This window comes from Amycolatopsis sp. NBC_01488, from assembly GCF_036227105.1.
In the GTDB taxonomy this organism is placed as follows: Bacteria; Actinomycetota; Actinomycetes; order Mycobacteriales; family Pseudonocardiaceae; genus Amycolatopsis.
This window is the reverse complement of record NZ_CP109434.1, coordinates 1,804,441-1,824,994: the sequence shown is the minus strand read 5'-3', so window position 1 is coordinate 1,824,994 and position 20,554 is coordinate 1,804,441. Positions and strand designations below refer to the sequence as shown.

Here is a 20,554-nt window from a genome sequence, read left to right as displayed (position 1 = left end):
AGACCTGCGTCCGTGCAGTCGTGCACGGCCGCCGCAAGAGGAGAAACGCACAGATGACCCCCGCGCGAAAGACCACCGGGCGCGTAGCGTTCGTGGGCTCCGGCCCCGGCGACGCCGGCCTGCTCACGGTCCGTGCCCAGGAACTGCTCGCCAAGGCCGAGGTCGTGGTGACCGACCCCGACGTGCCGCAGGCCGTGCTGGCCATGGCCGCCGAGGGCGCCGAGGTCCGGCCCGCCGTCGGCGAGGCCACCGAGGTCGCCAAGGACCTCACCGCCGAGGCCAAGGCCGGCCGGCTGGTGCTGCGGCTGATCGCGGGCGACCCGCTGACCACCCCGGCCGTGGTGGCCGAGGTGCAGGCGGTCGCGCGCACGAGCGCCGTGTTCGACGTCGTCCCGGGCGTTTCGCCGGGTGCGGCCGTCCCGGCGTACGCGGGCGTCGCGCTGGGCGGCACGCACACCGAGGTCGACGTCCGCGGCGACGTCGACTGGGCGGCACTGGCCGCCTCGCCGGGCCCGCTGGTGCTGCACGCGTCGTCGGCCCACCTCGCCGAGGCCGCGTCGGCGCTGACCGGCAACGGCGTTCCGGCGTCGACCCCGGTCGCGGTCACCGCGAACGGCACCATCAACACCCAGCGCACCCTCGACACCACGCTCGAGAAGCTTGCCAACGACGCGGGCGAGCTCGTCGGGCCGCTGATCGTCACGATCGGCCAGGCCGCCGGACACCGCTCGAAGCTGTCGTGGTGGGAGTCGCGGGCGCTGTACGGCTGGAAGGTCCTGGTGCCGCGCACCAAGGAGCAGGCCGGCGAGATGGCCGAGCGCCTGCGCGGCCACGGCGCGACGTCGCACGAGGTGCCGACCATCTCGGTCGAGCCGCCCCGCAGCCCGGCGCAGATGGAGCGCTCGGTCAAGGGCCTGGTCGACGGCCGCTACCAGTGGATCGTCTTCACCTCCACCAACGCGGTCCGCGCGGTGTGGGAGAAGTTCGAGGAGTTCGGCCTGGACGCCCGAGCGTTCTCCGGCGTGAAGATCGCCTGCGTCGGCGCCGCCACCGCGGCGAAGGTGCGCTCGTTCGGCATCATCCCCGAGCTGGTTCCCTCCGGTGAGCAGTCTTCGGAAGGCCTGTTGGCCGAGTTCCCGCCGTACGACGACGTCCTCGACCCGGTCGACCGCGTGCTGCTGCCGCGGGCGGACATCGCCACCGAGACCCTGTCGGCCGGCCTGCGCGAGCGCGGCTGGGAGATCGACGACGTGACGGCGTACCGCACGGTCCGGGCCGCCCCGCCGCCCGCCGAGACCCGCGAGATGATCAAGACCGGCGGCTTCGACGCGGTCTGCTTCACCTCGTCCTCGACCGTGCGGAACCTGGTCGGCATCGCCGGCAAGCCGCACACCCGCACGCTGGTCGCGTGCATCGGCCCGAAGACCGCGGAAACCGCGGTCGAGTTCGGGCTCCGGGTCGACGTCCAGCCGGAGAAGGCCGACGTGCCGCACCTGGTGGACGCGCTGGCCGAGCACGCCGCCCGGCTTCGCGCCGAGGGCGCCCTGCCGCCGCCGCGCAAGGCGAAGCGGGCCCGCCGCTCCTGAGGTTGTCGTTCATGAGGGGCACCTTCATGGTCTCTATGGCCATGCAGGTGCCCCTCATGGCATTCCGGGGAGCGGGAGTACCTTGGGAGGAGTGTTCCCCGAGCATCGCCCCCGCAGGCTCCGCACCACCCCGGCCATGCGCCGGCTGGTGGGTGAGACGACGCTGCGGCCACGCCAGCTGATCCTCCCGATGTTCGTCGCCGAGGGCCTCGACCAGCCGAAGGCGATCTCGAGCATGCCGGGCGTCGTGCAGCACACCCGCGACACGCTGCGGAAGGCCGCCGTCGACGCGGTCAACGCCGGCGTCGGCGGGCTCATGCTCTTCGGCGTCCCCGCCACGCGCGACGCGGAGGGCTCGGGCGCGATCGACGAAAACGGCATCCTCAACGTCGCCCTGCGCGACCTGCGGCACGAGCTGGGCGACGCCACCGTGCTGATGGCCGACACCTGCCTCGACGAGTTCACCGACCACGGCCACTGCGGTGTCCTCGACGCCGACGGCGGGGTCGATAACGACGCCACCCTGCGCGTGTACGCCGAGATGGCCGTCGCGCAGGCCGAAGCCGGGGCGCACGTGCTCGGGCCGTCCGGGATGATGGACGGCCAGATCGGCGTGATCCGCCGGGCGCTCGACGAGGTCGGGCACAGCGACAAGGCGATCCTCGCCTACTCCGCGAAGTACGCCAGCGCGTTCTACGGCCCCTTCCGCGAGGCCGTCGACTCGCAGCTCAAGGGCGACCGCAAGACCTACCAGCAGGACCCGGGCAACGGCCGCGAGGCGCTGCGCGAGATCGAACTGGACCTCGCCGAGGGCGCGGACATGGTCATGGTCAAGCCCGCGCTGTCCTATTTGGACGTCATCAAGGCGGCCGCGGAGATCTCCCCGGTGCCGGTGGCGGCGTACAACATCTCGGGCGAGTACGCGATGGTCGAGGCCGCCGCGGCGAACGGCTGGCTGGACCGCGAGCGCACGGTCCTCGAGGTGCTGACGTCGATCCGCCGCGCGGGCGCCGACCTGATCCTCACGTACTGGGCCACCGAAGCCGCTGCCTGGCTGGACTGACCCGTTAGAGTCCACGCGTGGAAGACAAAGAGGACCTCACCGGTCTGACCGACGACGAACGGCGCAAGAAGGGCCGCTCGCCGGACCCGGTGCTGCCGGGGCAGAAGGCGCCCAAGGCGACGCCACCGCGGCCCGTGGCGATCTCCTTCTGGCTGTGGCTCGCCGGTGGCGTGGTGCTGATCCTCGGGTACGTCCAGCTGCTGAGCACCAAGTCCGCGGTCATCGACCAGTACGTCAAGGGCACCACCGACCCGAAGTACACGCCGCAGATGATCGCGGACGGCGTCACCGCGCTGCTGTGGTACCTGCTCGGCGGGTCGATCGTGTTCGTGCTGCTGTTCCTGCTCTTCGCGTACAAGGCCCGCGAGGGCACGCGCTCGGCCCGGACGGTGCTGACGATCCTGCCGATCGTGATGGTGCTGCTGATCATGGTCGTCGCGCCGATCATCAACTACCTGACGCTGGTCGCGGTGCTGCTGTTCGTGATCGCGCTGGTGCTGCTGTACCTGCCGTCGGTGGTGGGCTACTTCCCGAAGGCCGGCCGCAAGCCGTGAGCGACCGGCTCTACGCCGAGTCCGGCGTGAGCTGGGCCGCCGTCCTGTGGGGCCCGGTGTTCGCGGTGGCCGGCGCGCTGGCGGAGCTGGCGACGGGCGGCCCGGTGCACGTCGTGGGCTGGCTGATGGTCGGCGCCGGGCTGTGCGCCATCACGGTGCCGTGGGTGTATGCGCGGCGCCGGTTCCTCTCGCTGGAAGTCACGACGAAGCAGCTGCGTCAGGGCCGGGAGAAGGTGGCGGCCGACCAGCTGGCGTCGGTGCAGGACGTCGGCGCACCGGTCGGGGCCCGGGTGCTGGGTGGCGGCTGGTCGGTGCCGCGGAAGTACGACTCGCTGCCGGTCGAGCTGGCCGACGGCACGGTGGTCCTGGCGTGGGCGAAGGACGTCGAGGCCCTCCAGGACGCGCTGGACCGGCTCGTCCGGGCGACTCCGAAGGAAGCATGAGAAAATCACTTCCGTGATCGACCTCCCGCAGCCCACCGGGGCCGAGCTCTGGCCGCCGGAAGAACCCGGCCCGCAAGCTCGGCTGCACAAGCCGTGGCGGACGCTCGTCGCCGTCGTGGAAGTCGTGCTGGCCGTCGCCGCGGGGTGGGCCGCCTACGCGCTCTGGCACGGCGGTGTCGCCACCGTCGTCACGCACACCGACGACGGCGCCACGCTCGAGTCGCACCGGTACTTCGGCGGGCTGCTCGCGGCCGCCATCGGGATGGGCACCGTGGCCGCGATCCTGCTGGTCGACGCGGTGCGTCAGCTCTCGCTCGCGGTCCGTGCGCGGCACCCGAAGCCCAAGGCCTGATACACAGCTCCCGCACAGGGAACGAACAGTCAATTGCTAAGCAGCGGCAGCAGGGTTGCCGCATGACGCGCGTGCGTGCCTCGAAGGCATGGGTGATCAACGGTGCTCTGGTCGTACTCCTGGCCGGGGCGGGTTTCGGGATATACCAGGCATTCAGCCCAACGCCGAACACGGCGCAGGCGCAGTCGCGCAGCACTCCGGTGCGCCGCGCGACGGTCACCCAGACCATCTCCGCCGCCGGGACGCTCGCCAGCAGCTACACCGGCGCGGCGAACTTCTCGACGGCGGGCAAGGTCACCTCGATCGACGTGAAGGTCGGCGACGTCGTGAGCGCCGGCCAGAAGCTCGCGACCATCGACAGCACGCAGGCGTCGAAGCAGCTTCAGGTCGCGAAGGCGAACCTCGCGGTCGCCCAGGACAGCCTGGACGCCGCGGAAACCGCCGAAGCAACCCCGACCACCGGGCAGAACAGCCAAAACAGCCAGAACAGCACGCAGTCGGCGGCCAACAACGTCACCTCGGCGCAGGCGAAGCTGGACCAGGCCCAGCTCGACGTCCAGACCGCGCAGCAGACGCTCGACAACACGACGCTCTACGCGCCCGGCGCCGGCACGGTCACCGCCGTCAACGGCGCGGTCGGGCAGCAGTCCTCCAGCGGCTCGGCGAGCAGCAGCTCCCAGTCGTCGTCGAGCAGCAGCGGCAGCGGGCAGGGCGGGCAGGGCTCGTCGAACTCCGGGACCGCGTCGAGCAGCAGCACCAGCAGCAGCGGCTTCATCACCATCACGAACATGACCGGCCTGGTCGTGAACACCTCGGTCGCCGAGATCGACGTCAGCAAGGTCAAGACCGGTCAGAAGGCCACCGTGACGCTCAACGCGCTGCCGGACAAGCCGGTCCAGGCGACGGTCTCGAGCATCAACCTGACGCCGACGACGAGCGGCAGCGTGGTCTCCTACGGCGCGCAGCTGGCGCTGACCGACCCGCCGGACGGGCTGCGGCCCGGCCAGTCGGCGAGCGTCGTGATCACCGTCGCTTCGGCCGAGAACGCGCTGAGCGTGCCGGCCGCGGCCGTGACGACGGTCGGCAACACCAACATCGTCACCGTGCAGCAGAACGGCCAGAACGTCACCCGCCAGGTGCAGGTCGGCATCCGCGGCGAGTCCACGGTGCAGATCACCTCCGGGCTGACCGAGGGCGAGAACGTCGTGCTCACCGCGACGGCCGCGACCGGCACGACCGGCGGCAACGGCCGGACCGGCGGCACCGGCGGCACCGGCGGGTTCCCGGGCGGCGGGACCGGCGGCTTCCCCGGTGGCGGCACCCGCACCGGCGGCACCGGCGGCACCGGCGGCACGGGTGGCACGGGTGGCTTCGGCGGTCGCGGGTGAACCCGGTGATCGCGGTCTCCGGACTGCGCAAGACCTACGGCGCCGGCGAGACGGCGGTGCACGCGCTGCGCGGCGTCGAGCTCGCGGTGTGGCCCGGCGAGTACGTCGCCATCATGGGCGCGTCGGGCTCGGGCAAGTCGACCCTGCTGAACATGCTCGGCTGCCTCGACGTCCCGACGTCCGGCCAGTACCTCCTGGACGGCTTCGGCGTCGGCAAGCTGAACGAACGGCAATTGGCGTTGCTGCGCAACCGGAAGATCGGCTTCATCTTCCAGTCGTTCAACCTGGTGCCGCGGACGTCCGCGTTGTCCAATGTGGAGCTTCCGCTCGTCTACAGTGGACTCCGCCGGTCGGAGCGACGGCGGCGCGCGCTCGCCGCGCTGGAGATGGTCGGCCTGTCCGACCGCGCCAAGCACCTGCCGAGTGAGCTGTCCGGCGGGCAGATCCAGCGCGTCGCGGTGGCACGGGCGCTGGTCACCGGCCCGGCGATGCTGCTGGCCGACGAGCCGACCGGCAACCTGGACCGCCGCAGCACCGAGGACGTCCTCGGCGTGTTCGACCGGCTCAACCAGCTCGGCCGCACCATCGTCGTGATCACGCACGAGGACGAGGTCGCCCGCCACGCGCGCCGCGTCGTGCGGGTCGACGACGGCCTCATCGTGTCGGACGAAGTGACCCGCCAGACCGGCACGGTCGGAGCGGTCTCGTGAACTTCCTCGAAATCCTGCGCTTCGCCGTCCGCGGGCTCACCGCGAACAAGCTGCGCTCGGCGCTCACCACGCTCGGCATCACCATCGGCGTCGCGGCGGTGATCCTGCTCGTCGCGGTCGGCAACGGCGCGTCCGCGGCCATCGCGGCGAGCATCCAGGGCCTCGGCACCAACGTCGTCAACGTCTCCCCGGCGCGCGGCGGCGGGCAGGGCGCGTCCGCGCGGCCGCTGACCGTCCAGGACGCGCACGCGCTCGTCGACCCCGTCGGCGCGCCGGACGTCAAGGCCGCGTCGCCGGTGGTGAACACGACGGCGACCGCGACCTACGGGCAGACGTCGTACGACATCTCCAGCGTCGCCGGCACCGAGCCGGCGTACTTCACGACGACCAACCGCGATCTCGCCCAGGGCTCGCTGTTCACCAGCGAGGACGTCACGGCCGCGCGCAAGGTCGTCGTCCTCGGCCCGACGACGGCTGAGTCGATCTTCGGTACCTCAGACCCGGTCGGCAAGAACGTGCTGCTCAACAGCATCCAGTTCACCGTCATCGGGGTGCTGCAGGCGAAGGGCAGCACCGGGCTGCAGAACGCCGACGACGTCGCGATCGCGCCGATCTCGGCCGTGCAGAATTCCCTGGCCGGCTACGGCAGCCTCAGCCAGATCGCCGTCCAGGCCACCAGCGCGGACTCCGTCTCGCTGGCCCAGTCGGAGATCACCGCGATCCTCAACGCCCGGCACGGCATCCGGCTCGGCGGCACCGCCGACTACCAGATCCAGAACTCCGAGCAGCTGCTCGCGACGCGGACGTCGGCGACCGAGACGTTCACCGTGCTCCTGGCGGCGGTCGCGGCGATTTCGCTGCTGGTCGGCGGGATCGGCGTCACGAACATCATGCTCGTCACGGTGACCGAGCGGATCCGCGAGATCGGCATCCGCAAGGCCATCGGCGCGCCGCGCGCGGCCATCCTCGGCCAGTTCCTCGCCGAAGCGACCATGCTCAGCCTGTTCGGCGGGCTGCTCGGCGTCGCGATCGGGGTGATCGGCAGCCGGTTCACCATCTCCGGGATCAAGCCCGTCGTGGTGCCGTCGTCGATCCTGCTCGCCTTCGCGGTATCCGCCCTGATCGGGCTGTTCTTCGGCAGCTTCCCGGCGAACCGGGCCGCCAAGCTCAGGCCCATCGACGCTCTGCGTCACGAATAAGGAGTCCCCGATGTCTTCCCACACGACGACCCCGCCGGGATCGGCCCCCGGGGACGACCCGACGACCGAGCTGCCCCTGTCGGCACTGTCCGGGGAAAGCGCCGCTCCGGAACCGACCGCCGAGCAGATCATCGCCAACCCGGCGGTCGGCGGCGACCTGAACGCCGAGATGCGCCGCGCCGCGAAGCCGTTCTCCCGCACCACGCTGGTGCTGGCCGGCCTCGTGGTGCTCGCGATCGCGTTCGGCGGCGGCGCCTGGACGCACGCGGCGTTCGGCTCGTCGTCCTCGTCGACGCCCACCGGGCGCACCGGCGGCACCGGGGGCACCGGCCAGGCCGGCGGCACGGGCGGGACCGGTCAGACCGGCGGCACGGGCCAGCAGGGCGGCTTCCGCGGCGCGGGCGGGCGCGGCACGACCGGGACGATCGACCGCGTCGACGGCACCACGGTGTACGTGAAGACCGCGCAGGGCACCGACGTCAAGGTGTCCACATCGGACTCGACCACGGTCGGCGTGACCCAGCAGGGCAAGCTGTCGGACCTCAAGCCGGGCTCGACGGTCGTCGTCCAGGGCCAGGCGGGCGACGACGGGACGGTGGCCGCGCAGGCCATTACCCAGCAGGCCGCGCGCTAGAAGTCTGCCGCGGCCGGTCGTGAGTGAGAAACAGCGTTCTAACACTGTTTCTCACTCACGACCCCTCGTGTGGCGATTCGATGGCGGGGGTCGGGGGCCCGCCGCCGGGATTTGCGAGACTGAACCTCATTCTGGTCAGGCCGGCGCTACGGATCGCGACCGGACCGGCTGCGGTGACCTCTTGCGCCGGCCGACGGCTGAATGAGGTTCACTGGACCCGTGAGCACTGGAACCGAGCAGTCCAAGGCATGGTTCGAACGCGCGAAGGCGGCCGTCCCCGGCGGGGTGAACTCGCCGGTCCGGGCGTTCAACTCGGTCGGCGGCACCCCGCGGTTCATGGTCCGCGGCGAGGGCCCGCACCTCTGGGACGCCGACGGCAACCGCTACGTCGACCTGGTCTCCTCCTGGGGCCCGATGATCCTGGGCCACGCGCACCCGGCGGTCGTCGAGGCGGCGCGCACGGCGGCCACGTCCGGGCTGTCGTTCGGCACGCCGACGATCGGCGAGGTCGAGCTGGCCGAGGAGATCATCGGCCGGGTCGAGCCCGTCGAGCAGGTGCGGCTGGTCAACTCGGGCACCGAGGCGACGATGAGCGCGATCCGGCTGGCCAGGGGCTTCACCGGCCGGTCGAAGGTCGTGAAGTTCGCCGGGTGTTACCACGGTCACGTCGACGCGCTGCTCGCCCAGGCGGGCTCCGGCGTCGCGACGCTCGGGCTGCCGACGTCGCCGGGCGTCACCGGTGCCCAGGCCGCGGACACGATCGTGCTGCCCTACAATGACCTCGACGCCGTCCGCAAGTCCTTTGTGGACAATCCGGGGGAGATCGCCGCGGTGATCACCGAGGCCGCGGCGGGCAACATGGGCGCCATCGCGCCGGACGACGGCTTCAACGCGGGCCTGCGCGACCTGGCCCACGAGCACGGCGCGCTGCTGGTCATGGACGAGGTGATGACCGGGTTCCGCGTCTCGCGCGCGGGCTGGTTCGGCCTCGAAGGCGTGGCCGGCGACCTCTACACGTTCGGCAAGGTGATGTCCGGCGGCCTGCCGGCGGCGGCGTTCGGCGGCCGCGCCGACGTGATGGCCAAGCTCGCCCCGGGCGGCCCGGTCTACCAGGCCGGGACGCTGTCCGGGAACCCCGTCGCGGTGGCCGCGGGCCTCGCGACGCTGCGCGCGGCCGACCACGCCGTGTACGCGGCCCTTGACGCCAACGCGAAGCGCCTCGGCGACCTCTTCCGCCGTGAGCTGAGCGCTGCGGGCGTCGCGAACACCGTGCAGTACGCGGGCAACCTGGTCAGCGTGTTCTTCGGCGACCGGCCGGTCCGCGACTACGCGGGCGCGCAGGCGTCCGAGACGTGGCGCTACCCGGCGTTCTTCCACGCATTGCTCGACGGCGGCGTGTACGGGCCGCCGAGCGCGTACGAGGCCTGGTTCGTCAACGCGGCCATGGACGACGACGCGTTCTCGGTGATCGAGGCGGCTCTCCCGGCGGCGGCGCGCGCGGCGGCGGAGGCGGTCAAGTGACCACCGTCGTCCACATGCTGCGTCACGGCGAAGTGCACAACCCCGAGAAGATCCTCTACGGCCGCCTGCCGGGTTACCACCTGTCCGAGCGCGGACAGCGGCAGGCGCTCACGGTCGCCGAAGCCGTCGCCGGCCACGACCTCGTGCACGTCGTCGCGTCGCCGCTGCAGCGGGCGCAGGAGACGGCGGGTCCCATCGCCGCCGCGCACCGGCTCGACATCGCGACCGACGAGGGCCTGATCGAGGCCGGCAACCAGTTCGAAGGCCTGCACGTCGCGGTCGGCGACGGCGCGCTGCGGGAGCCGAAGCACTGGCCGAAGCTGCTCAACCCGTTCAAGCCGTCGTGGGGCGAGCCGTACGTGGAGATCGCGCACCGGATGCTCGGCGCGGTCCACCGGGCGCGCGAGGCGGCCGCCGGCCACGAAGCGCTCTGCGTGTCGCACCAGCTGCCGATCTGGACGCTGCGGCGGTTCCTCGAGGGCAAGCCCCTGTGGCACGACCCGCGACGCCGTCAGTGCTCGCTGGCCTCGCTGACCAGCCTCGTCTTCGACGGCGACGAGCTGCGCGAGATCGTCTACAGCGAGCCCGCCGGCACCACCGACCCGAAGGTGACCGGGGCATGAAACGGCTGGTCGTCGGGGTGGTCGCGTTGCTGGCCCTCGCCGGGTGCAGCAGCGGCAAGGACGCCGTGGTGCAGGGGAGCAGCTTCAGCTTCGTCTCCCCGGGCGGCAAGGTCGACATCACCTACGATGCCCCGCAGCGGCAGACCGCGCCGGTGCTCGCCGGCGACGACCTGATGCACGAGGGCAAGCAGCTGTCGCTGGCGGACTTCCCCGGCAAGGTCGTCGTGCTCAACCTGTGGGGCCAGTGGTGCGGGCCGTGCCGCACGGAGGTACCCGAGCTGGAGTCACTGGCTCGCCAGGCACCGGGCGTCCAGGTGGTGGGCATCGACGTCCGCGACCCGGCGCGCCAAGTGGCGCAGGACTTCGTGCGCGACCGCGGGCTGACGTACCCGTCGATCTACGACCCGGACGGCCGGGTGCTGCTCAAGCTCAGCGGCTACCCGCGCAACATCATCCCGTCGACGATCGTGCTGGACAAGCAGCACCGCGTGGCGGCGGTCTTCCTGCGGCCGGTGCTGGCGCAGGACCTGCTGCCGGTCACCCAGCGCTTGGCGGCCGAGCAGGCCTGACCCGGCGCTCGGCACCCCAGGCGGGCAGGACCTAGGTCCTGATCAGCTGTGGCGTAGGTCCTGTGAAGCGGCCCCGGCGTTCTCACCAGGACCTCACTGCCTACCCTCAACGGGGTGAACTCCGTTACCGAGCTGGCGATCTCCGGACCGCTGCTGCTCGCCGCGGGCGTCGCGCTGCTGGCCGGAACGATCTCCTTCGCCTCGCCGTGCGTGGTGCCGCTCGTGCCGGGGTACCTCGCGTACCTCGCCGCGCTCGTCGGCGCGGACGCCCCCGCGGTCAGCGCCGACGAAGAGCGCAAGAACGGCCGCTGGGCCGTGCTGGGCGCCGCGCTGCTGTTCGTGCTCGGGTTCACCGTCGTCTTCGTCGCCACGCTGGGCACCCTCGTCTGGCTGGCCGACACGCTCACCCTCAACCAGGACCTGCTCCAGCGCATCGGCGGGGTCCTGACCATCGCCATGGCGCTGGTGTTCCTCGGCTGGATCCCCGGCCTGCAGCGCGAGGTCCGCTCGCACCGCGTCCCGGGCGGTGGCGTCTGGGGCGCCCCGCTGCTCGGCGCGATCTTCGGCCTCGGCTGGACGCCGTGCATCGGCCCGACGCTGTCCGCCGTCACCACGCTGGCCAGCGCGACCGGCGGTGCCGAAGCCCGCGGCTACCTGCTGATCGCCGTCTACTGCCTCGGCCTCGGGCTGCCGTTCCTGCTCATCGCGCTCGGCGCCCGCTGGGCGGTGCGCGCCACCGACTGGGTGCGCCGGCACGGCCGCCAGGTGCAGGTCTTCGGCGGCGTGCTGCTGATGATCGTCGGCATCCTGCTCGTCACCGGCGTCTGGGGAGATCTGATGGGCTGGCTCCGCAACGAACTCGCCGGCGACCTGAGGCTGCCGCTGTGACCACCACGGAGGCACCCCCCGAGGCCCCGCAGGGCCCCACGCCCGCGAAGCGCGCGCTCGCCTTCGTGCGCAACACCTGGCGCGGCCTGACGTCGATGCGCACCGCGCTCGTCCTGCTGTTCCTGCTCGCCCTGGCCGCGCTGCCCGGCGCGCTCCTGCCGCAGCGGAAGCTCAACGCCCCCAAGGTCGACGCCTACATCAGCGCACACGGCTGGTGGGGCACCCTGCTCGACAAGCTCGAGTTCTACGACGTCTACTCCAGCATCTGGTTTTCGGCCATCTACCTGCTGCTGATGATCTCGCTCATCGGCTGCCTGACCCCGCGCAGCTTCGAGTACGTCAAGGCGATGCGCGCGAAGCCGGTGCTGACTCCACGCAACCTCGCGCGGATGCCGCACTACCGGCTCGGCCGCGGCAAGACCGACGTCTCCGCCGAGATCGCCGCCGTCCACAAGCAACTCTCCGGCTGGCGCCGTGTCGAGCGCGAAGAGGCCGACGGCGTCCGGACGATCTCCGCCGAACGCGGGTTCCTGCGCGAGACCGGCAACCTGCTCTTCCACTTCAGCATGCTCGGCCTGATCGTGTTCTTCGCGCTGGGCAAGCTCTACGGCTACGAAGGCCAGGTCATCGTCCAGGCCGACGGCAGCTCGTTCTGCAACTCCGGCATCTACAACTACGACTCCTTCAACGCGGGCCTGCGCGTCGACGGCACCGACCTCGACCCGTTCTGCGTCAAGGTCAACGACTTCACCGTGCGGTACACCCCGGCCGGCGAGCCGGAGTACTACCACGCGAACATCCAGTACCAGTCCGGCGCAGACCTCGACACGAACACCTGGCGCCCGTACGGCCTCGAGGTCAACTCGCCGCTGCGGACCGCCGGCGACCGCGTCTACCTGCTCGGCCAGGGCTACTCGCCGCAGTTCACGGTGACCTTCCCCAACGGCGACAAGCGCACGCAGAACACGCAGTGGCGCACGGTCGACCCGACCACGATGCTCGCCGAGGGCGCGACGAAGTTCGACCAGCCCGGCATCACCGACGAGGTGCAGCGGCGGACCCGCCAGCTCGCCATCACCGGCCTGTTCGCCCCGACGGCGTTCCTGCACGGCAACGTCCTGACGTCGTCGGCGCCGGAGCTGAAGGACCCCGCCGTCGCCGTCGACGTCATGCGCGGCGACCTCGGCCTGGACGCCGGGCGCGGCCAGTCGGTGTTCGAGATCGACCAGTCGCTCGTGGACGACGGCAGGCTGAAGAAGGTCGCCCGCGAGAACCTGAAGGTCGGCCAGGAGATCAAGCTCGACGACGGCACGAAGATCCGCTTCGACGGCGTCAACCACTGGGTCTCCCTGCAGGTCTCCCACGACCCGACGCAGGGGTTCGTGCTCGGCTTCGCCATCTCGATGTTCCTCGGCCTCGGCGCGTCCCTGCTGGTCAAGCGCCGGAGGCTGTGGGTGCGGGTGAAGCCGGGGACGCCGGCCGAGCCGGGTACCGTGATCGAGGTCGCCGGGCTCGCCCGCACCGACCAGGCGGGGTACGGCGAAGAGTTCCACAAGATCAGTGAACGCTTGATCAGTGGTCAGAAGGGCTGAGGCATGCCGATCAACGAGACGCTGTCGCAGTACAGCGACTGGCTGTACACCACCACCGCGGCGATCTACGTCGTCGCGCTGATGATGACGCTGGTCGAGCAGGGCTTCGGCGCCAAGGGCCGGCTCGCCACCGAGCGCGCCAAGCTGCGGGCGCGTGAGCTCGTCGGCGCCGGCGGGCCGCCGGTCGAGGAGATCCCGGGCACGCCGCGCACGACCGGCCGGCCCGAGCGGATCGGCAAGATGGGCGCGTCGCTGCTCGTGCTCGGCGCGCTGCTGCAGCTGTCGGCGATCGTGCTGCGCGGGCTCGCCGTGCACCGCGCGCCGTGGGGCAACATGTACGAGTACGGCATGGCGGTCACCTTCATCACGGTGGTGACCTGGATCGTCGTGATGTGGAAGTTCCCGGTCCGGCACCTCACCGGGTTCCTGCTGCTGCCCGTCGTGATCCTGATGTTCATCAACGGCACGCTGCTGTACACGACGGCGGCGCCGGTGCAGCCCGCGCTGCAGTCCTACTGGCTGGTCATCCACGTCTCGGCGGCCATCATCGGCTCGGGCGTGTTCCTGGTGCCGGGCGTCGCGAGCGTGCTGTACCTCTTCCGCTCGGCTTACGAGAAGGACGAGACGAAGTTCGCCCGGTTCGCCTCGAAGCTGCCCGCGGGCGACGTCCTCGACCGGATCGCCTACCGGACGACGATCTTCGCCTTCCCCGTCTTCACCTTCGGCGTCCTCTGCGGCGCGGTCTGGGCCGAGTCCGCCTGGGGCCGGTTCTGGGGCTGGGACCCCAAGGAGACCGTCGCGTTCATCGCCTGGGTGATCTACGCCGCCTACCTGCACTCACGGGCGACCGCGGGCTGGCGCGGGGCCCGCGCCGCGGCGATCAACATCGTCGGGTTCGCCGCGATGATCTTCAACCTGTTCTTCGTGAACCTCGTCACCGCGGGCTTGCACTCCTACGCCGGGGTGGGCTGAGCAACCCGCGGGTACTCCGACTACCGTCGTCTCCAGGGGGAGTGATGTCGGGCGGAGTGCGCGGAGGTTTACACCGGTGACCGGACCCAGTGAAGAATCGGCTCCTGGCCACCCCGAACAGGCCGAAAAGCAGCCTGAGGTGAGCCTGTTCGCCGAGGATCGGACGGACTCGCACCCGCACCCCGAGACGTCGGGGGCCTTCGACGTGCAGCCGACGCAGGCGGTCGCGCCGCCACCGAACCCCGCCGTGTCGGGGCCGCACCAGGTGCCGCCGGGCGCCTCGGGGCCGCACCTGGTGAACCCCGCTGTCTCGGGGCCGCACCAGGTGCCCCCGGGCTACGGCTACGACCAGAACCTCCCGCCGCTGCAGCCGCAGTACGCGCAGGCCCAGTACCCGCAGCAGTCTCCGGGGCAGCCGTCGGGCCTGCCGCAGCCCCAGGGCGGCCGGCACGCGGCGCCGCCGCAGGGCCACGGCCACGACCTCTCCACCGCGCACCTGGTCAGGCAGACCAAGCGGCCGCCGCAGTCGGGCTGGCGCAAGGCCGTCTACGTCGGCTCCGGGAAGCTGATCAACCCCGGCGAGAGCCCGGCGGACACCCAGCGCCGCGACCTCATCGCGCGCGTCAACCAGCCGCTGCGCGGGTGCTACAAGATCGCGATGCTGTCGCTCAAGGGCGGCGTCGGCAAGACGACGGTGACCACGACGCTCGGGGCGACGTTCGCGTCCCTGCGCGGCGACCGCGTGGTGGCCGTGGACGCCAACCCGGACCGCGGCACGCTGTCGCAGAAGCTCCCGCTGGAGACGACGGCGACGGTCCGCCACCTCCTGCGCGACGCGGCCCGCATCACGCGCTACAGCGACGTCCGGTCGTACACGTCCCAGGGCTCCAGCCGGCTGGAAATCCTCGCGAGCGAGCAGGATCCGGCCGTTTCCGAGGCCTTCTCCGAGGACGACTACCGGCGCACGGTCAATTTGCTGGAGCACTTCTACAACATCGTGCTCACGGACTGCGGCACCGGCCTGATGCACTCGGCGATGAAGGGCGTCCTGGACGTCGCGGACGCGCTGGTGGTGGTGTCGTCCGGCTCGGTCGACGGCGCCCGCAGCGCCTCGGCGACGCTCGATTGGCTCGAGGCCCACGGCTACGGCGAGCTGGTCAAGCGTTCGGTGGCGGTGATCAACTCGGTCCGCCCGAAGGGTGGCTCGGTCGACCTCGACAAGCTGTCGGCCCACTTCGGCGCGAAGGTCCGCGCGGTCTGCCGCGTCCCGTTCGACCCGCACCTGGAGGAGGGCGCGGAGATCGAGCTGGACCGCCTCTCGGGCGACACGCGCCTGGCCCTGCTGGAGCTGGCCGCCACCGTCGCCGACGGCTTCGCGACCCCGCTCTCGCAGGGCTACCGCTGACGCGTATCTCGCGTGCTCAGGACCGTAACCGGCGTGACCGAAGCCGTAACCCGCGTGATGGGAGCCGCAACTCGCGAGTTCCGGCTCCCATCACGCGAGTCACGGGCCTGAGCACGCGAGTTCGGAATTCGAGCCGGTCTACAGGTCTTCGTCCCGGCGCTTGCGCTGCTGTTCGGACAGCTGGCGCAGGAAGTCGGGGTCGTCGTCCGGGGCGATCGGGGCGCGGCGCGGAGGCGAGGTGACCCCGATCCGCTGACCGGCGAACGACCGCCACAGGAGCAGGGCGACGACCAGCGCGCCGACCGCCGCGAGCAGAGCGAGCATGCCGGATCCTTCCGTGTGGGTCCCCCGAGGTTAACCCGTCGAGCCGGGTTCGGCCCGAACCCCGTCGTGCGGGGTGACGACCAGAACACGAAGGGCCGCGCGGGGGCGGGGGAAGTCCCCCGTACCCGACACGGCCCGGCGACGGAGATGGTTCAGGCCTTGCGGGCCGGTTCGCTGGCGTCCGTGGTCAGCTCCGCGAGGAGCTCGTTCACCTCGGACTCCCGGAACCGCCGGTGCCCGCCCGGGGTCCGGATCGAGCCGATGCGACCCGCTGTCGCCCACCGGGTGACCGTCTTGGGGTCCACCCGGAACAGTGCTGCCACCTCACCTGGGGTGAGCAGGCGTCCGCCCATCGTCGCGGTCATTTTCCGCCTCCTTAACGACCTCACTGCTATACCGGAGGCGTCCGGGCCCTTCTGGCCCGTCGCGCCGGGGTAGCCAACACGGCAATCGTTGCACTTCACCCGTCGGGTACTCGAACGGTTGTCCTTGAGTAAAGAGCCCTTAAAGGTCAAAACGGACAGCTTGCTTACCTTGTGCAACTAATTTTCCGGTCGCCTGACGTGCCGGGATGTCGCTCAACCCGGTCGTCTGCCGCGAGGCGTGGTCTCAATGGGGGATTGTCCAACCGCATAGAGTGATCCTCGTGGATCAGTTGGACCGGAAGATCATCGCGGCGTTGCGTATCAACGGACGGGCCACCTACGCGGACCTCGGGCGGGCTGTCGGGCTCTCCGCGTCGTCGGTGCACGAGCGGGTGGGAAAGCTGGAAACCGCCGGCGTGATCACCGGCTACCACGCCGTCGTCGACCCGAGCTCGGTCGGCCTCGGCGTCACCGCCCTCGTCGGCATCCATCCGACCGACACCGCGACCGAGGACGACGTCGCCGCCGCGCTCGGCGAGCTCGACGAGGTCGAGAGCTGCTACGCGGTGGCGGGCGACGAAGCCTTCGTCGTCAAGGTGCGGGTGGCGACGGTCGACGAGCTCGAGCGCTCGCTGGGCCGGCTCCGCCGCATCCCCGGCGTCGGGCGGACGAACACGACCGTCGTGCTCTCGACCCGCTTCGAGGGCCGCCCGAACAACGCGGGCCTGCAGAAGGACCGGGCGGGCGGGGCGTAGCCTGCGTTGATGTGAGCGACAACCTGCCCCGTGACCTGACGCTGTACCTGCTGGCGCGGTTCGTGCTGGTCGCCGTGATCGCGTGGGTGCTGACCCTGGTCGGCGTGCCCCTGCTGGTCGCGCTGGTCGTCGGCCTGGTCGTCGGGCTGCCGCTGGGCCTCCTGCTGTTCCGCCCGCTGAACGCCCGCGTCACGGCCGGCCTGGCGAAGCGCAACGAGAAGCGTGCCCGGGCCCGCGCCGACCTGCGTGCCCAGCTCCGTGGCGACACCTCCGGCCAGCCGGAATGAGCCGCCCGCACGCCCGCAGCTGGGTCCGCGAAGCCGTCCGGATCATCGAGGCCGACGCGAACCGCAGCGCGGACACCCACCTGCACGTCTTCCCGCTGCCCGCGGAGTGGGGGATCGACCTCTACCTCAAGGACGAGTCCGTCCACCCGACCGGCTCGCTGAAGCACCGGCTGGCCCGCTCGCTGTTCCTCTACGGGCTCGTCAACGGCCAGATCGGCCCGGACACCGTGCTCGTCGAGGCGTCCAGCGGGTCGACGGCGGTGTCCGAGGCCTACTTCGCCCGCATGCTCGGCCTGCGCTTCATCACCGTCGTGCCGCGGAAGACGTCGAAGGAGAAGATTGCGCTCATCGAGTTCTACGGCGGTGAGTGCCACTACGTCGACGAAGCCCCGGCGATGTACCCCGAGGCGGAGCGGCTCGCGGCCGAGAGCGGCGGGCACTACCTCGACCAGTTCACCTACGCCGAGCGCGCGACGGACTGGCGCGGCAACAACAACATCGCCGAGTCGGTGTTCGCGCAGATGCGCTCGGAGCGCCACCCGGTGCCGACGTGGATCGTCGTCGGCGCGGGCACCGGCGGCACGAGCGCGACCTTCGGCCGGTACGTCCGCTACAAGCGGCACACGACGAAGATCTGCGTCGCCGACCCGGAGAACTCGTCGTTCTACGGCGCTTGGGAAACCGGCGCGCTCGACTACGCGACCGGCATGCCGTCGCGGATCGAAGGCATCGGACGGCCTCGGTGCGAACCGTCGTTCGTGCCCGGTGTCATCGACGAGATGTTCCAGATCCCCGACGCCGGGTCCCTGGCGGCGATCCGGCTGCTGCGCGAGCGCACCGGGCACTGGGCGGGCGGCTCGACGGGCACGAACCTCTACGGGGCGTTCCGGCTCATCTCGCGGATGGTCGAGGACGGCCAGGCGGGCAGCGTCGTGACGCTGCTCTGCGACGGCGGCGAGCGGTACGCGCACACGTACTACAACGACGAGTGGGTCGCGCAGCAGGGACTCGACCTGGCGCCGCACACGGCGTTGTTCGAGGAGTTCCTGGTGACCGGGAAGTTCGTCCCGGAAAGCTAGAAGCTCAGCGCCACCGCCGCCAGCACCGCCCAGGCCAGCATCGCCAGGCCCGTGTCCCGCAGTGCCGGGATCAGCTCGCGCCCGTGGGCGCCGCCGCCGACCGCGCGGACCGACTTCAGCAGCATCGGCGCTGTCAGCAGGGTGATCAGCAGCAGCGGGTGAAAGATCCCGAGGACGATGCCGAGCACGAACGGCACCGCGATCAGCACCAGGTACAGCCGCCGCGTTCCGCCGTCGCCGAGGCGGGTGGCCAGGGTGCGCTTGCCCGCTTCGACGTCGGTCGGGATGTCACGCAGGTTGTTGGCCGTCAGGACCGCCGTCGAGAAGCAGCCGACCGCGACCGCGCACGCCAGCGCCGCCCAGCTGACCCGCCCGGCCTGGACGTACACCGTGCCGAGGACGCCGGCCAGCCCGAAGAACACGAACACGGCGATCTCGCCGAAACCGTAGTAGCCGTACGGCTTCTTGCCGCCGGTGTAGAACCACGCGCCGAGGATGCAGAGCGCGCCCATCGCCAGCAGCCACCAGTGCCCGCTGACGGCCACGAGCACCAAACCCAGCACCCCGGCCAGGCCCAGCGAGATCAGTGCGGCGGTCAGCACGGCCTTCGGCGCGGCGACCCCGGACCCGACCAGCCGCAACGGCCCGACGCGGTTTTCGTCCGTGCCGCGGATGCCGTCGGAGTAGTCGTTGGCGTAGTTGACGCCGACGATCAGCGAGAGGGAGACCAGCAGCGCCAAGACCGAACGCCACCACGAGAACGCGTCCAGTGCGATCGTCGCGCCGACCCCCGCCACCACGGGCGCCACCGCGTTCGGCAGCGTCCGGGGCCGGGCCCCTTCGATCCACTCGCTCAAGCTCGCCATGGCGCCATTCAACGCCATGGTGATCAAAGCCGAGCGAGAACCCGGAAAGTCAGTCCGTGGTCGGCAGCTGCCAGGTCAGCGTGCCGCTGTTGGGCTCGCCGGCGGGCGGGTCGGCCAGCGCGGCGCCCACGGGAAGCAGCAGCCCCAGTGTGACGGCGGTGCCGATGAGGGCAGCTCTGATCCAGCGCGTCATGGTGCGTAGCCAAGCGGGTGCACGCCGTACATGTCAACGAAGTGCGGCCATTCAGCCGCGCAAACCCGACGTAAGTCGCGTTCTGACCGCCTCGCGGTCGATCTTGCCCGGCCCGCGAAGGGGCAGCTCAGCGCCGTATTCGACGCGTTTCGGCGTCGCTGCCGCGCCCAGTTCGGCGCGGACCGCGGCGCGCAGTTCGTCCGCTTCACGCGGTTCACCTGACGGGACGACGAGCGCCACCACGGCCTCGCCCCACTCCGGGTCCGGCAGGCCGACGACGCAGGCGTCGCGCACGCCCGGCTGGGCGCAGAGACACCGCTCGACCGCGTTCGCGGACACCTTCACCCCGCCGGTGTTGATCATGTCGTCGGCCCGGCCGAGGACCTCGATCCGGCCGTCGTCGTGACGAATCCCACGGTCGGACGTCGTGAACCAGCCGCCGCCGAACGACTCCGCGGTCAGGTCCGGCCGCAGGCGATAACCGTGCGCGAGGACGTCGCCGGCGATCCGGATCCGGTCCCCGGTGACGTCGACGCGGACGCCGTCGAGGGGAAAGCCGTCGTAGACGCAGCCGCTGGCCGTCTCGCTCATGCCGTACGCGGGCACGATCGCCACACCGGCGTCGGCCGCGCGCTCGCGCAGGGCGGCCGACGTCGCCGCCGCGCCGACCACGATCGCGTCGAACGTCTTCGCCGCGGCCAGCCCGGCGCCGCCGTCGTCGAGCAGCCGGACGAGCTGGGTCGGCACCAGGGCGGTGTACCGCGGGCTGCCCTTCAGCCGCGCCGCCGCGGCGGCGAAGTCGTCCGGGCGGAAACGGGCGCCGGTCAGGAAAGCGGGCTCGGTGCCCGCCAGCAGCGACCGGACCAGCACCTGCAGGCCGCCGATGTAGTGCGCGGGCGTCGCCAGCAGCCAGTGCCCGGAGCCGCCGAGCCGCGCGTGCGTGGCCTCGGCCGACGCGGTCAGCGCGCGGGCCGAGAGCAGCACGCCCTTGGGCGCGCCGGTCGAGCCCGAGGTGGCGATGACCACGGCGGTGTCCGGTTCGGCAGGCTCGGCCGGGGCCATCGCGTCGCGCAGCGCGGGGTCGGTGAAGGGCAGCACCGCCGGGCCGCCGGCGAGCGCGTCGGCGACGGCGTTCTTCAGCGTGGTCAGCGCCTCGGGGGAGCCGTCGAGTTCGATCGGGAGCAGC

At 71.4% G+C, this 20,554-nt stretch carries 24 protein-coding genes; 19 read left to right on the top strand and 5 right to left on the bottom strand.

The window, feature by feature from the left end:
- Positions 1 to 53 precede the first annotated feature (53 nt).
- From OG738_RS08655 to OG738_RS08580, 16 genes are all read left to right on the top strand, one after another.
- Positions 54 to 1,586 carry a bifunctional uroporphyrinogen-III C-methyltransferase/uroporphyrinogen-III synthase gene (locus tag OG738_RS08655; RefSeq protein ID WP_329052691.1) on the top strand — a complete coding sequence of 511 codons (1,533 nt, stop codon included), beginning with the start codon at positions 54 to 56 and terminating at the stop codon, positions 1,584 to 1,586.
- Between the two features lie 91 nt (positions 1,587 to 1,677).
- Positions 1,678 to 2,649: a porphobilinogen synthase gene (gene hemB, locus OG738_RS08650; RefSeq protein WP_329052689.1), complete on the top strand. Its 972-nt coding sequence runs from the start codon at positions 1,678 to 1,680 to the stop codon at positions 2,647 to 2,649.
- Between the two features lie 17 nt (positions 2,650 to 2,666).
- Positions 2,667 to 3,203, top strand: a complete 537-nt coding sequence (locus OG738_RS08645) for a hypothetical protein (RefSeq protein ID WP_329052688.1) — start codon at positions 2,667 to 2,669, stop codon at positions 3,201 to 3,203.
- Positions 3,200 to 3,646, top strand: a complete 447-nt coding sequence (locus OG738_RS08640) for a hypothetical protein (protein ID WP_329052687.1) — start codon at positions 3,200 to 3,202, stop codon at positions 3,644 to 3,646. Before OG738_RS08645 ends, OG738_RS08640 begins: the two co-directional genes overlap by 4 nt.
- A gap of 13 nt (positions 3,647 to 3,659) precedes the next feature.
- Positions 3,660 to 3,998 (top strand): hypothetical protein, encoded by a 339-nt coding sequence (locus OG738_RS08635; RefSeq protein ID WP_329052685.1) that lies wholly within the window; start codon positions 3,660 to 3,662, stop codon positions 3,996 to 3,998.
- Positions 3,999 to 4,060: 62 nt separating this feature from the next.
- On the top strand, positions 4,061 to 5,386 hold the full coding sequence (locus tag OG738_RS08630) for an efflux RND transporter periplasmic adaptor subunit (RefSeq protein ID WP_329052683.1): 1,326 nt from the start codon (positions 4,061 to 4,063) through the stop codon (positions 5,384 to 5,386).
- On the top strand, positions 5,383 to 6,096 hold the full coding sequence (locus OG738_RS08625) for an ABC transporter ATP-binding protein (RefSeq protein WP_329052682.1): 714 nt from the start codon (positions 5,383 to 5,385) through the stop codon (positions 6,094 to 6,096). The genes OG738_RS08630 and OG738_RS08625 overlap by 4 nt, the downstream gene beginning before the upstream one ends.
- Positions 6,093 to 7,295: an ABC transporter permease gene (locus OG738_RS08620; protein WP_329052680.1), complete on the top strand. Its 1,203-nt coding sequence runs from the start codon at positions 6,093 to 6,095 to the stop codon at positions 7,293 to 7,295. Before OG738_RS08625 ends, OG738_RS08620 begins: the two co-directional genes overlap by 4 nt.
- A gap of 10 nt (positions 7,296 to 7,305) precedes the next feature.
- Positions 7,306 to 7,929 (top strand): hypothetical protein, encoded by a 624-nt coding sequence (locus tag OG738_RS08615; protein WP_329052679.1) that lies wholly within the window; start codon positions 7,306 to 7,308, stop codon positions 7,927 to 7,929.
- A 219-nt stretch (positions 7,930 to 8,148) separates the two neighbouring features.
- Positions 8,149 to 9,450, top strand: a complete 1,302-nt coding sequence (hemL, locus tag OG738_RS08610; protein WP_329052677.1) for a glutamate-1-semialdehyde 2,1-aminomutase — start codon at positions 8,149 to 8,151, stop codon at positions 9,448 to 9,450.
- On the top strand, positions 9,447 to 10,073 hold the full coding sequence (locus OG738_RS08605) for a histidine phosphatase family protein (protein ID WP_329052675.1): 627 nt from the start codon (positions 9,447 to 9,449) through the stop codon (positions 10,071 to 10,073). The genes hemL and OG738_RS08605 overlap by 4 nt, the downstream gene beginning before the upstream one ends.
- The gene (locus tag OG738_RS08600; RefSeq protein ID WP_329052673.1) at positions 10,070 to 10,642 is read left to right on the top strand and encodes a TlpA disulfide reductase family protein; all 573 of its coding nucleotides are present in this window, start codon (positions 10,070 to 10,072) and stop codon (positions 10,640 to 10,642) included. Before OG738_RS08605 ends, OG738_RS08600 begins: the two co-directional genes overlap by 4 nt.
- Positions 10,643 to 10,756: 114 nt before the next feature.
- Positions 10,757 to 11,530, top strand: coding sequence for a cytochrome c biogenesis CcdA family protein (locus tag OG738_RS08595; RefSeq protein WP_329052671.1), 774 nt, complete (start codon positions 10,757 to 10,759; stop codon positions 11,528 to 11,530).
- The gene (resB, locus tag OG738_RS08590; RefSeq protein ID WP_329052670.1) at positions 11,527 to 13,122 is read left to right on the top strand and encodes a cytochrome c biogenesis protein ResB; all 1,596 of its coding nucleotides are present in this window, start codon (positions 11,527 to 11,529) and stop codon (positions 13,120 to 13,122) included. Before OG738_RS08595 ends, resB begins: the two co-directional genes overlap by 4 nt.
- Before the next feature lie 3 nt (positions 13,123 to 13,125).
- The gene (gene ccsB, locus OG738_RS08585) at positions 13,126 to 14,094 is read left to right on the top strand and encodes a c-type cytochrome biogenesis protein CcsB (RefSeq protein ID WP_329052668.1); all 969 of its coding nucleotides are present in this window, start codon (positions 13,126 to 13,128) and stop codon (positions 14,092 to 14,094) included.
- A 76-nt stretch (positions 14,095 to 14,170) separates the two neighbouring features.
- Positions 14,171 to 15,499, top strand: coding sequence for a MinD/ParA family ATP-binding protein (locus tag OG738_RS08580; protein WP_329052667.1), 1,329 nt, complete (start codon positions 14,171 to 14,173; stop codon positions 15,497 to 15,499).
- Positions 15,500 to 15,637: 138 nt separating this feature from the next.
- Here OG738_RS08580 and OG738_RS08575 read toward each other — a convergent pair whose 3' ends face one another.
- Together OG738_RS08575 and OG738_RS08570 are read right to left on the bottom strand one after the other, a co-directional pair.
- The gene (locus OG738_RS08575; RefSeq protein WP_329052666.1) at positions 15,638 to 15,823 is read right to left on the bottom strand and encodes a hypothetical protein; all 186 of its coding nucleotides are present in this window, start codon (positions 15,821 to 15,823) and stop codon (positions 15,638 to 15,640) included.
- A gap of 152 nt (positions 15,824 to 15,975) precedes the next feature.
- Positions 15,976 to 16,188 carry a BldC family transcriptional regulator gene (locus OG738_RS08570; RefSeq protein WP_072474890.1) on the bottom strand — a complete coding sequence of 71 codons (213 nt, stop codon included), beginning with the start codon at positions 16,186 to 16,188 and terminating at the stop codon, positions 15,976 to 15,978.
- A gap of 281 nt (positions 16,189 to 16,469) precedes the next feature.
- Between OG738_RS08570 and OG738_RS08565 the strand changes: the two genes are divergently transcribed.
- The 3 genes from OG738_RS08565 to OG738_RS08555 are packed head-to-tail and all read left to right on the top strand — an operon-like array spanning position 16,470 to position 18,309.
- On the top strand, positions 16,470 to 16,943 hold the full coding sequence (locus OG738_RS08565) for an Lrp/AsnC family transcriptional regulator (protein WP_329052665.1): 474 nt from the start codon (positions 16,470 to 16,472) through the stop codon (positions 16,941 to 16,943).
- Between the two features lie 11 nt (positions 16,944 to 16,954).
- Positions 16,955 to 17,230, top strand: coding sequence for a DUF4229 domain-containing protein (locus OG738_RS08560; RefSeq protein ID WP_329052664.1), 276 nt, complete (start codon positions 16,955 to 16,957; stop codon positions 17,228 to 17,230).
- Complete coding sequence (locus OG738_RS08555) at positions 17,227 to 18,309, top strand: PLP-dependent cysteine synthase family protein (protein WP_329052663.1); 1,083 nt, start codon at positions 17,227 to 17,229, stop codon at positions 18,307 to 18,309. The genes OG738_RS08560 and OG738_RS08555 overlap by 4 nt, the downstream gene beginning before the upstream one ends.
- Here OG738_RS08555 and OG738_RS08550 read toward each other — a convergent pair.
- From OG738_RS08550 to menE, 3 genes are read right to left on the bottom strand one after another with little or no spacing between them, the layout of a single operon-like run.
- Positions 18,306 to 19,175: a 1,4-dihydroxy-2-naphthoate polyprenyltransferase gene (locus OG738_RS08550; protein ID WP_329052662.1), complete on the bottom strand. Its 870-nt coding sequence runs from the start codon at positions 19,173 to 19,175 to the stop codon at positions 18,306 to 18,308. The genes OG738_RS08555 and OG738_RS08550 overlap by 4 nt on opposite strands.
- 49 nt (positions 19,176 to 19,224) lie before the next feature.
- Positions 19,225 to 19,368, bottom strand: a complete 144-nt coding sequence (locus OG738_RS08545) for a hypothetical protein (protein WP_329052661.1) — start codon at positions 19,366 to 19,368, stop codon at positions 19,225 to 19,227.
- Between the two features lie 51 nt (positions 19,369 to 19,419).
- A complete protein-coding gene (gene menE, locus OG738_RS08540; RefSeq protein WP_329056613.1) occupies positions 19,420 to 20,553 on the bottom strand; it encodes an o-succinylbenzoate--CoA ligase in 1,134 nt (377 codons plus the stop codon).
- Position 20,554: the final 1 nt, after the last annotated feature.

Excerpts from the sequence above, each read along its gene's own strand:
- OG738_RS08655 (WP_329052691.1), top strand. The coding sequence starts at position 54 with ATGACCCCCGCGCGAAAGACCACCGGGCGCGTAGCGTTCGTGGGCTCC.
- OG738_RS08630 (WP_329052683.1), top strand. The coding sequence starts at position 4,061 with ATGACGCGCGTGCGTGCCTCGAAGGCATGGGTGATCAACGGTGCTCTG.
- OG738_RS08615 (WP_329052679.1), top strand. The coding sequence starts at position 7,306 with ATGTCTTCCCACACGACGACCCCGCCGGGATCGGCCCCCGGGGACGAC.
- OG738_RS08600 (WP_329052673.1), top strand. The coding sequence starts at position 10,070 with ATGAAACGGCTGGTCGTCGGGGTGGTCGCGTTGCTGGCCCTCGCCGGG.
- ccsB (WP_329052668.1), top strand. The coding sequence starts at position 13,126 with ATGCCGATCAACGAGACGCTGTCGCAGTACAGCGACTGGCTGTACACC.
- OG738_RS08575 (WP_329052666.1), bottom strand. The coding sequence starts at position 15,823 with ATGCTCGCTCTGCTCGCGGCGGTCGGCGCGCTGGTCGTCGCCCTGCTC.
- OG738_RS08570 (WP_072474890.1), bottom strand. The coding sequence starts at position 16,188 with ATGACCGCGACGATGGGCGGACGCCTGCTCACCCCAGGTGAGGTGGCA.
- OG738_RS08555 (WP_329052663.1), top strand. The coding sequence starts at position 17,227 with ATGAGCCGCCCGCACGCCCGCAGCTGGGTCCGCGAAGCCGTCCGGATC.
- OG738_RS08550 (WP_329052662.1), bottom strand. The coding sequence starts at position 19,175 with ATGGCGAGCTTGAGCGAGTGGATCGAAGGGGCCCGGCCCCGGACGCTG.
- OG738_RS08545 (WP_329052661.1), bottom strand. The coding sequence starts at position 19,368 with ATGACGCGCTGGATCAGAGCTGCCCTCATCGGCACCGCCGTCACACTG.